The organism is Brevibacterium permense (assembly GCF_025506275.1).
Lineage (GTDB): Bacteria > Actinomycetota > Actinomycetes > Actinomycetales > Brevibacteriaceae > Brevibacterium > Brevibacterium permense_A.
The window spans coordinates 101,451-111,200 of record NZ_QYCP01000083.1 but is presented as its reverse complement, the minus strand read 5'-3'; the positions used below and the strand labels follow the sequence as shown (position 1 = coordinate 111,200).

Annotated in this window: 8 protein-coding genes; 6 read left to right on the top strand and 2 right to left on the bottom strand. The window is 65.9% G+C overall.

Features of this window, described 5'->3' with window-relative positions; translation table 11 throughout:
- The 3 genes from D3I60_RS07825 to metX form a co-directional block, all read left to right on the top strand.
- The coding region (locus D3I60_RS07825) for a helix-hairpin-helix domain-containing protein (protein ID WP_440588566.1) at positions 1-740 on the top strand (740 nt) is incomplete at its 5' end.
- 253 nt (positions 741-993) lie between these two features.
- Positions 994-2,316: an O-acetylhomoserine aminocarboxypropyltransferase/cysteine synthase family protein gene (locus tag D3I60_RS07820; RefSeq protein ID WP_262775563.1), complete on the top strand. Its 1,323-nt coding sequence runs from the start codon at positions 994-996 to the stop codon at positions 2,314-2,316.
- Position 2,317: 1 nt separating this feature from the next.
- Positions 2,318-3,352, top strand: coding sequence for a homoserine O-acetyltransferase MetX (metX, locus tag D3I60_RS07815; protein ID WP_262775562.1), 1,035 nt, complete (start codon positions 2,318-2,320; stop codon positions 3,350-3,352).
- A 130-nt stretch (positions 3,353-3,482) separates the two neighbouring features.
- On the opposite strand, the gene D3I60_RS07810 is transcribed toward metX, so the two are convergent.
- Both D3I60_RS07810 and D3I60_RS07805 read right to left on the bottom strand, forming a co-directional pair.
- A complete protein-coding gene (locus tag D3I60_RS07810; protein ID WP_262775561.1) occupies positions 3,483-5,522 on the bottom strand; it encodes an acyl-CoA dehydrogenase family protein in 2,040 nt (679 codons plus the stop codon).
- A complete protein-coding gene (locus tag D3I60_RS07805; RefSeq protein ID WP_262775560.1) occupies positions 5,519-6,130 on the bottom strand; it encodes a TetR/AcrR family transcriptional regulator in 612 nt (203 codons plus the stop codon). Before D3I60_RS07805 ends, D3I60_RS07810 begins: the two co-directional genes overlap by 4 nt.
- 58 nt (positions 6,131-6,188) lie before the next feature.
- On the opposite strand from D3I60_RS07805, the gene D3I60_RS07800 reads away from it, so the two are divergent.
- Genes D3I60_RS07800 through D3I60_RS07790 form a run of 3 tightly spaced genes read left to right on the top strand, consistent with a single transcriptional unit; the run spans position 6,189 to position 9,675 of the window.
- Positions 6,189-7,478: an acetyl-CoA C-acetyltransferase gene (locus D3I60_RS07800; RefSeq protein WP_262775559.1), complete on the top strand. Its 1,290-nt coding sequence runs from the start codon at positions 6,189-6,191 to the stop codon at positions 7,476-7,478.
- On the top strand, positions 7,475-8,827 hold the full coding sequence (locus D3I60_RS07795; protein WP_262775558.1) for a 3-oxoacyl-ACP reductase: 1,353 nt from the start codon (positions 7,475-7,477) through the stop codon (positions 8,825-8,827). Before D3I60_RS07800 ends, D3I60_RS07795 begins: the two co-directional genes overlap by 4 nt.
- A complete protein-coding gene (locus D3I60_RS07790) occupies positions 8,824-9,675 on the top strand; it encodes a MaoC family dehydratase (protein ID WP_262775557.1) in 852 nt (283 codons plus the stop codon). Before D3I60_RS07795 ends, D3I60_RS07790 begins: the two co-directional genes overlap by 4 nt.
- The last annotated feature ends 75 nt before the right edge of the window (positions 9,676-9,750 follow it).

The following is a 9,750-nucleotide window of genomic DNA, read 5'->3' as shown; positions in this document are numbered from 1 at the left end:
CCTCAGCGGGGGAGGGCAAGGACCCGACCGCCTCGGCGGGGGAGCTGGGGATCCGCTTGGGACTGGACACGGTCGCGCATGTCGGCTCCTTCGCCGAGGTGATCGTGACCGAACGCGAGATCGCTCCCTTCGCCTCGGTGGCGGACCTGGCCGAACGCACCGGCATCGGCAAGCAGGCCCTGGAATCGCTGGCCACGGCCGGGGCCCTATCCGGATTCGACCTCGACCGACGGCAGGCCCTGTGGCTGGCCGGGGGAGTCGCTGGTGCCCATCCGGGGCTGCTGCCGGGAACTGCGAGCGTGGACTCGGCGCCGAGCCTGCCGACCATGGACGCCTTCGACACGACCTTGGCCGAACTCTTCTCCACCGGGATCACCGTCGACGGCTACCCCACGGAGATGATGCGCGAGACGCTGAGCGCCCGCGGATACTCATCGACCGCAGATGCAGCGAGTGCGGCGGACGGAACCCGGATGACGGTGGCCGCGATCGTCACCCATCGGCAGCGCCCGGCCACCGCCTCGGGGATCACCTTCATCAACCTCGAAGACGAATTCGGGATGCTCAACGTCGTAGCCACGGCCGGGCTGATGAAACGCTTCCGCACGGTCGCGACCTCCCGCAACGCCCTCGTCGTCACCGGACTCATCCAGCGCGGGGGAGACGTGGTCAGCCTCTACGCGCATAAACTCGTCCCCCTCGAGGTGCAGCTGCCGACGAAGGCGCGGAACTTCCGGTGAACGTCGGCACTGTGCACGTGTGACAAGGGCATCACCCGTACGCGACGAAGGCATCGGATGAAGGCACTGCCCGATGACAGCACGACGCAGGCACGCCAGATGACAGCTGCACGGCACGGTGTGACGAAACATGACACACGATGACGCCAACATGACACACAGGCGGGTGCCAGCCGGCGAAGTCGATGACAGTAGACACATCACATCGCCTCAACCAGCGACACCGCCACCGCACTCATACAGGAGAGTCATCATGACCCAGGCATTCGAAACTCGTCAGATCCATGCCGGACAGGTTCCCGATCCGACCACCGGTTCGCGCGCCCTGCCCATCCACCAGACAACCTCGTTCGTGTTCAACGACGTCGACCACGCCGCAGCGCGATTCGCCCTCACGGATGTCGGCCCCGTCTACAGCCGCCTGACGAACCCGACGAACGAGGTCGTCGAGAACCGCATCGCCGATCTCGAAGGCGGCGTCCACGCCGTCCTCACCGCCTCGGGCCAGTCCGCGGCATTCCTCGCGATCACGAACGTCGCGGGAGCCGGTGACCACATCGTGGCCAGCTCCAGCCTCTACGGCGGAACCGTCAACCTGCTGGACGTCACCCTGCGCAAGCTCGGCATCGACACCACCTTCGTCGATGTCGACGACCACGAGGCGTGGAAGAGCGCGATCCAGGACAACACGAAGCTCCTCTTCGGCGAGGTCGTGTCGAACCCGCGCTCAGACATCCTCGATATCGAGGCGATCGCCGGAATCGCTCACGATGCCGGTGTGCCGCTGATCGTCGACAACACCCTTGCCAGCCCCTACCTCGTGCGTCCGATCGAACACGGCGCCGACGTCGTGCTCCACTCGGCCACGAAGTACCTCGGCGGCCACGGCAACTCCGTCGCCGGTGTCCTCGTCGACAGCGGCAACTTCGACTACGGAACACAGCCGGAGAAGTTCCCCGGCTTCAACGAACCCGACGCTTCCTACAACGGACTCGTCTTCGCTCGCGACCTCGGTGCCGATGGACCTTTCGGAGTGAACGTGTCCTTCGGGCTCAAGGCTCGCGTGCAGGGCCTGCGCGACCTCGGACCCTCGCTCAGCCCGACGAACGCGTTCCTGCTGGCCCAGGGCATCGAGACCCTGAGCCTGCGCATCGAGCGCCACGTGGAGAACGCGAACAAGGTCGCCGCCTACCTCGAAGCCCACGACCAGGTCGACCGCGTCGCCTACGCCGGACTCGAGTCGAGCCCCTGGAACGGACTGGCCAAGAAGTACCTGCCGAACGGCGTGGGTTCGGTGCTCGCCTTCGACATCGCCGGCGGATACGACGCCGCTGTGGCCTTCGTCGACGCCCTCGAGCTGCACTCGCTGGTGGCGAACATCGGCGACGTCCGCTCGCTCGTCATCCACCCGGCCTCGACCACGCACGCTCAGCTCGACGAGGAAGCCCAGAAGGCGGCCGGAGTCAACCCGGCACTGGTCCGCCTGTCCGTGGGCATCGAAGGTGTCGACGACATCATCGGCGACCTCGACAAGGGCTTCGCGGCAGCTGCGGCGAAGGCGCAGACCGCGGCCTGAGATGACCACCCAGAGCACTTCCGTCGAACGGATCCTCGGCTTCGGCACGGACTCGGGACACACCTTCGGCACGGTCGAGATCGCCTATGAGACCTTCGGCGCACTCGACGCCGACCGGTCCAATGCGATCCTCATCGAGCATGCTCTGACCGGCGACACCCGCGTCACAGAATGGTGGGCGGGTGTCGTCGGACCCGGGGAAGCCGTCGACACCGACAAGTACTTCGTGGTGTGCGCGAACTCCCTCGGAGGCTGCTCGGGAACGACCGGGCCGCAGTCGTCCTATGATGACGGCCTGGCCTACGGCTCCCGATTCCCTAGGGTCTCGATCCGCGACATGGCGCGCCTGGAGCACAATCTCGCCCAGATCCTCGGCATCGACTCCTGGGTCGCCGTCATCGGCGGATCAATGGGAGGTGCGCGAGCGCTCGAGTTCGCTCTGTTGGACAGCCGGAAGGTCCGCAAATGCGCGGTCATCGCCGCACCGGCCTTCTGCGAAGCCGACCAGATCGCCTGGGCGATGATGCAGGAACGCGCGATCGAACTCGACGCCGACTACTACTCCGGAGACTATTCGGCCGTCGGCAGCTTCCCCAGTCATGGTCTCGGACTGGCCCGGCAGATCGCGCACCTGACGTATCGCAACGATGCCGACCTCAATGAACGCTTCTCCCGTCGGCTGCGTTCGGAGGACTACTACGAGGTGACCTCGTACCTGGACCATCAGGCCAAGAAGCTCACCGCCCGGTTCGATCCGCACAGCTATATCGTGCTCACACGTGCCCTGCGCGACCATGATGTGCGCCGAGGTCGCTCCTCCGACCTCACGGTCGCACTGGCCGACGCCTGCACCGACAACCTCGTGGTCTCCGTGTCCTCGGATCGGCTGTTCCCGCCGGAACAGGTGGGCATCCTCGCCGAGGCGCTGCCGGGGAGAGTGCGACACCACATCATCGACTCCCCGGTCGGTCACGACGGGTTCCTCACCGAGACAGAGAAGATCTCCGCGGTGCTCGCCGACTTCCTCGCCGACTGAGACCGGTGGGGCTGGCTGGCGACGAGCACAGTCGCCAGCCAGCTACCCGAATCTCCCCAAGCACCAGAAGACCCCCGCAGACCGTTCGCTGCGGGGGTCGTCTGGTGTGCCGGAATCACGGACCCTGTGGTCACCGTGCGGCGGCCTTCGCCTTCTTCTTCGCGGCCTTGCGCAGCTGCTTCTCGTCGACCGGGAAGTCCTGACGAGCCCGCGCCCGACGGTAGTAGTCGGCGGCCTCTGCCTGACGCTCAGCTTCAACGCCGGAGGCGATGGTGGCCCGACGGTGGACATCCGAGTAGCCGAATGCTTCGACGAGGTCGAGGGCATTGGCCGCGAGCTTCTTGCACAGACGGTTCAGCGTCTCGTTGATCTGGCGTGCACGCGACATCGGCAGGCGACCGTACATGAGGTGCCAGGCCATGTGCTTCTCGATCAGTCCGAGACCGTAGGTGTCACGCAGACGACGGAAAGCCTTGGCCTGATCGGCGTCGGTCTGCTCCTTCATCTTCTCGTCCAGCGCCTTCCACTTCTCGAGCTCGACATAGGCGCGTGCCATCTCGATGAGCTCATGCTGGTGGACGTTGAACAGATCGGCCGCCTGCGCGGCCGGCATCTTCGTCGCGGGCCGCAGCGCCTGAGCGACTCCGGCGACCATGACCTCCAGACGCGTTTCGAGGAGGGTCCGCTGCAGGCGTCCCGACCTGATCCGCTTGTCGCCGAGGTTCGGTGTCAGCGCATCCGAGATCGCCCGTCCTGCATTGGCCAGACCGGTGCGGTAGAGCGTATGTTCGGCGGCCTGGGTGCCGATGAAGCGGGCGGCTCCGCCGACGTCGAGGTTCGCGAATTCCTTGGCATAGTCGCCGAGGAGGCGCTTGGCCACGAGCTGCAGCAGCACCGTGTTGTCGCCTTCGAATGTGACGTAGACGTCGAGGTCGGCGCGCAGCCCCACGAGGCGGTTATCCGCCATGAATCCGGCACCGCCGCAGGCCTCACGGCACTCCTGGATTACGTCGAGCGCCATCCAGGTCGAGTCGGCCTTGAACGCAGCCGCCCGGGTCTCGAGCAGAGCCCGGTTCTCCTCGGAGTCATCGGCTCCGGCGAAGACCTCTTCGAAGGAGGTCAGCAGCTTCTCGTGCGCGAACGCCGAGGCGTAGACAGCGGCAAGGGCCGGCATGAGGCGACGCTGATGCTGGCCGTAGTCGAGCAGAGTCGTCTCGGCGAAGTCATCGCCGGCCGTGAACTGCTTGCGCTCGAGCCCGTAGCGCACAGCGATGTCGAGGGCGATCTTCGATGCGACCACGGAGGCGCCGTCGAGCGAGACCCGGCCCTGGACCAGGGTGCCGAGCATCGTGAAGAAGCGGCGTCCCGGCGATTCGATGGGGGAGGAGTACGTGCCGTCGGCGGTGACGTCTCCGTAGCGATTGAGCAGGTTGGTGCGTGGGATCCGCACGGAGTCGAAGGCGAGGCGACCATTGTCGACTCCCTTGAGCCCGCCCTTGTAGCCGTCGTCTTCGATCGAGACTCCCGGCATCGGCTCACCGGCCTCGTCGCGGACGGGCACGAAGAAGGCATGCACCCCGTGCTTGACACCCTTGGTGATGAGCTGAGCGAAGACGACGGCGGCCCGGGCATCGCGGGCGGCGTTGCCGATGTACTCCTTCGTTGCGGCCCTGAAGGGGGTCTCGATGACGAACTCTTCGGTCGCCTCATCGTAGGTGGCGGTGGTCGCCACGTTCGCCACATCGGAGCCGTGCCCGATCTCCGTCATCGCGAACGAACCCAGCAGACGGCCGGACTGAGCGTCGAGCAGCCACTTCTGATGCTGCTCCTTGTCGCCGAGATGGAGGATCGCTCCGCCGAAGAGCCCGAACTGGACGCCGGCTTTGATCTGCAGGCTCGGGTTGGCCGTGACGGTCTCTTCGAACCCGGCGACGTTCGTGGCGTGTTCGTTCTTTCCGCCCATCTCCGGTGACAACCCGGTCATCGGCAGTCCGGTCTCGGCCATCATCATGACCCCGTCGAGGGTCTTCGCTCGTGCGGTGTCGAGATCATCGGCCGGATCGTCATGGGTCGACGGCTCTTCGGCCAGGGTCCGCCCGCGTCGGCGAGCTTCTGCCCAATGTCCGTCGAGGACGTCGTTGATGACTTTCGGGTCAAGAGACAGCTTCATTGTTCTCCTCCTCGTTGTTCGGGCAGGGTTGCCCAGAGCCAATGGGTGATGGTGGCGGCGAATTCCTCGGGCCGGTCCGGTCGGGACAGCCACGTCTCGGTGGCGGCGCGAACGAAACCGATCGCTCCGGCCGACCACAGCCGAGCCTGTTCGCCGCTCAGGCCGAGGCGTTCGGCCAGCTGCCCGGCAATGGAATTGAAAAAACCGCCGGTCTCCTCGGGCGCAAACCGGTTGACCGCGGTGTCGCAGAAGCGATACACGTTCGGAGAATTCGCGGCGAGCGTGACGAATGCGCGGATCATCGCGGCCAGGGACTCCTGCGCCGCGGCTGAGCCCTCGCCCTTCGCCGAGGCGGCCGCGGCCTCATCGAGAGACCGGACGATGACGCCCATCGCCCATTCGCCCATGGCCGCCTGCAGACCTGCCCGGTCGGTGAAGTAGCGGTAGAGCACCGACTTCGACGTCCCGGTCGCGTCCGAGATCTGCTCCATCGACATATCGTCGCCGGACTCGTCGACGGCGAGGCGCACGGAACGGAGAAGTTCGCGACGACGCTCATCGCGATGCTTCTGCCATCTCGTCGAGCGACCGTCTGTGATCGATTTCATGTAACCGACAGTATCAGGTACTGTCGGTATCGGCTAAATCAACCACTCGGAGGTGCACATGTCCGCTCCCAACAACCGCGCCGTCATCCTCGGCGGCAACCGAATTCCCTTCGCCCGCTCGAACAAGCAGTACTCGAAGGCCACGAACCTCGATATGCTCACCTCGGCCATCGACGGGCTCGTTGCCCGCTTCGGACTGGCCGGAGAGAACATCGGCGAGGTCGCCGGAGGTGCAGTCCTCAAGCATTCGAAGGACTTCAACCTCACCCGGGAAGCCGTACTAGGCTCCGCCCTGGCACCGACGACCCCCGCCTTCGATCTCGGTCAGGCCTGTGCCACCGGCCTCGAGGCCGTGGTCAGCCTCAACAACAAGATCAATGCCGGGCAGATCGAATCCGGAATCGCCTCGGGCGTGGATTCGACGTCCGACGCTCCGATCGTCATCAACGATTCGATGCGCGAGATCCTCCTCGAGCTCACCCGTGCGAAGACGATGATGCAGAAGGCGAAGATCGCCTCCCAGATCCGCCCCGCCTACCTCGCACCGCAGGCTCCGAGCACGGGCGAACCGCGCACGGGGTTGAGCATGGGCGAGCACCAGGCGATCACCACCGCCGCCTGGGGCATCAGCCGACAGGCCCAGGACGAACTGGCCGTTGCCTCCCACAAGAACCTCGCCGCGGCATGGGAATCCGGCTTCTTCGATGACCTCACCACCCCGTACCTGGGGGTCAGCCGCGATACGAACATGCGTGCCGACTCGACCGTGGAATCCCTGGCGAAGCTCAACCCCGTCTTCGGCAGGAAGCTCGCCACCGAGGCGACCATGACCGCCGGCAACTCGACTCCGCTGACCGACGGCGCCTCCTCGGTGCTGTTGGGCAGTGAGGACTGGGCCGCCGAGCACGGCTTCACCCCGTTGGCACGCCTCGTCGATGCCGAAGCAGCCGCCGTCGATTTCGTCGACGGCGACGAAGGTCTGCTCATGGCCCCCGCCTACGCAGTTCCGCGGCTGCTGGCCCGCAACGGGCTGACCTTCGACGACTTCGATGTCTTCGAGATCCACGAGGCATTCGCCTCCACCGTGCTCTCCCACCTGGCCGCCTGGGAATCCGAAGAGTTCTGCAAGGACAAGGTCGGACTGGATGCGGCACTGGGCACCATCGACCGCGACAAGCTCAACCCGCTCGGCTCGAGCCTGGCCGCAGGTCACCCCTTCGCCGCCACCGGCGGACGCATCATCGCCAGCACCGCCAAGCACCTGAAGACCACTGGCAAGAAGCGCTCCCTGGTCTCGATCTGCGCCGCAGGCGGACAGGGACTCACTGCGATTGTGGAGGCAGCATGAAAGACACCTATCTCTCCCTCGTCAATGGACCGCTGAAGCAGGTGGCCAAAACCCTCGGTCTGCCGCAGCCGGTCGAACTCAACCGCTTCGGCTCCACCCCGGCGTCCTATGAGAACAAGCCGGTCCTCGTCCTCGGCACCGGTCCCGGAGCCCAGGGGCTGGCGGATCAGCTGCTGGAGAACGGACTCGAGGTCCGCCGCAACGCCCAGACCGGTGAGAAGCTGCGGGCCGTCATCGCCGTCCTCGACGACGCGCAGTCCCTGGCCGACCTGTCACCGGTCGTCCTCGAGATCGGCGCCGCCCTGCGTTCACTGGCCGCCTGCGGCCGAGTGATCACAATCTCGACGGCACCGGATGCGCAGATCCAGACACCGGAGCAGGCCGCCACCGCCCAGGGCATCACCGGCTTCACCCGGTCGGTCGCCCACGAGATGCGCGCCGGCGCGACCGCCAACGGAATCCTGCTCGACGGCGTCGACCTCACCGCACCCTCGGTGAACGCGGCCCTGTGGTTCCTGCTCTCGGGCAAATCCGCTTATGTCTCCGGCCAGTTCCTCACGGTGTCTTCGGACGCCGGTCAGCGGCTGAGCCTAGACGAATTCATGTCCACCGGTGCCGCCGGCCCGCTGGCCGGACGCACCGCCGTGGTCACCGGTGCCGCACGTGGAATCGGAGCCGCGATCGCCGAGAACCTCGCCCGCGACGGCGCCTACGTCATCGGCGTGGATATGCCGCAGGCCGGGCAGGCGCTGGCGCAGGTGATGAACCGGATCGGCGGCAAGTCGCTGCAGCTCGACATCACCGCAGCCGATGCCCCGGACAAGATCACCGAGGCGCTCGGGGCACCCGTGGACATCCTCGTCCACAACGCCGGCATCACCCGCGACAAGATGCTGGCGAACATGGACGCGGCCAAATGGGATTCTGTCATCGCCGTCAACATCGCCGCGCAGACGATGATCAATGCGCGCCTGTCGGAGAAGGGACTCTTCGCCGACGGCGCCCAGGTCGTCTCCCTGACCTCGACCTCGGGAATCGCGGGCAACCGCGGCCAGACGAACTATGCGACCTCGAAGGCCGGAGTCATCGGACTCACGGCCGCCTCGGCGGAGGACTTCGCCGCCCGCGGGGGAGCGATCAATGCGGTGGCACCCGGCTTCATCGAAACGGACATGACCGCGAAGATGCCGACTCTCACACGCCAGGTCGCGCGCCGGCTCTCGAGCCTGCAGCAGGGCGGGCAGCCGGTCGATGTGGCCGAAGCCATCTGCTTCCTCGCATCCAGCGGTGCCCGCGGCATCAACGGACAGACGCTGCGCGTGTGCGGTCAGAACATGGTGGGTGCATGATGGCGGATTCGATGCTTCCCATCTATGCCCGGGCCCTGCTCAAGACACTGCCGGTGGGCCCGCGCACCGGTCCGGAGCTGCCGGATCATGCGATCGATCGCAGCATTCCGCTCGAGCCGGTCGCCTATGCGGGATTCGCCAACGTCGTCGGTCACGGTCTGGACGATATCGTCCACCCCGGCTACCTGCACATCCTCGGCTTCCCGCTGAGCATGCAGCTGCTGGCCGACCCCGAAGTGCCGCTGCCGATGATGGGGATGGTCCACATCCACAATCGCGTCGATATGCATTCGCAGGCCCGCCTCGGCGAGGTTGTGGACTTCCACCTCGAACTCGCCGGTCCCTTCGAGCACACGAAGGGCACCACGATCGAGGTTCGGCTCGAGGCGAATGTCGACGGTCGTCCCGTGATGGACGAGGTCTCGACGTACCTGGCCAAGGGGCGGAAGCTCTCCGGAGCCAAGCCGAAGGCACAGGTGCCGCACCTCGAGTTCACGGCGCCGCAGCCCAGTGCCCTGTGGCGTCTGGATCCGATCATCGGTCAGCGCTATGCGAAGGTCTCCGGTGACTACAACCCGATCCACCTCAACGGTCTGGCCGCTAAGGGATTCGGATTCCCGCGGCAGATCGCCCATGGGATGTACAGCGCCTCCCGGGCGTTCTCGGCAATGGATCCGCGGCTCGAGTCCTACCGCTGGGATGTCTCCTTCGCGAAGCCGATCCTGCTGCCCGGCACGGTCGGCTATGCGCTGACCGAGGGGCGTCGTCACGAGGCCGCGCAGTCGGCCGTCTTCGATCTGAAGAACGGCAAACCGCACGTCCTCTCTCGGGTGGCACACCTCGAATGATGGCGTGATAAGTGCAGTGCGTCACAAAAGCCGATTTCGATTTTGCGACACCGTTTCGCGCATGTAGAGTTATCT

What these genes read in the sequence shown, in the direction of transcription:
- D3I60_RS07805 (WP_262775560.1), bottom strand. Translation starts at nt 6,130, where the DNA reads ATGAAATCGATCACAGACGGTCGCTCGACGAGATGGCAGAAGCATCGC.
- D3I60_RS07820 (WP_262775563.1), top strand. Translation starts at nt 994, where the DNA reads ATGACCCAGGCATTCGAAACTCGTCAGATCCATGCCGGACAGGTTCCC.
- D3I60_RS07810 (WP_262775561.1), bottom strand. Translation starts at nt 5,522, where the DNA reads ATGAAGCTGTCTCTTGACCCGAAAGTCATCAACGACGTCCTCGACGGA.
- D3I60_RS07790 (WP_262775557.1), top strand. Translation starts at nt 8,824, where the DNA reads ATGATGGCGGATTCGATGCTTCCCATCTATGCCCGGGCCCTGCTCAAG.
- D3I60_RS07795 (WP_262775558.1), top strand. Translation starts at nt 7,475, where the DNA reads ATGAAAGACACCTATCTCTCCCTCGTCAATGGACCGCTGAAGCAGGTG.
- D3I60_RS07800 (WP_262775559.1), top strand. Translation starts at nt 6,189, where the DNA reads ATGTCCGCTCCCAACAACCGCGCCGTCATCCTCGGCGGCAACCGAATT.
- metX (WP_262775562.1), top strand. Translation starts at nt 2,318, where the DNA reads ATGACCACCCAGAGCACTTCCGTCGAACGGATCCTCGGCTTCGGCACG.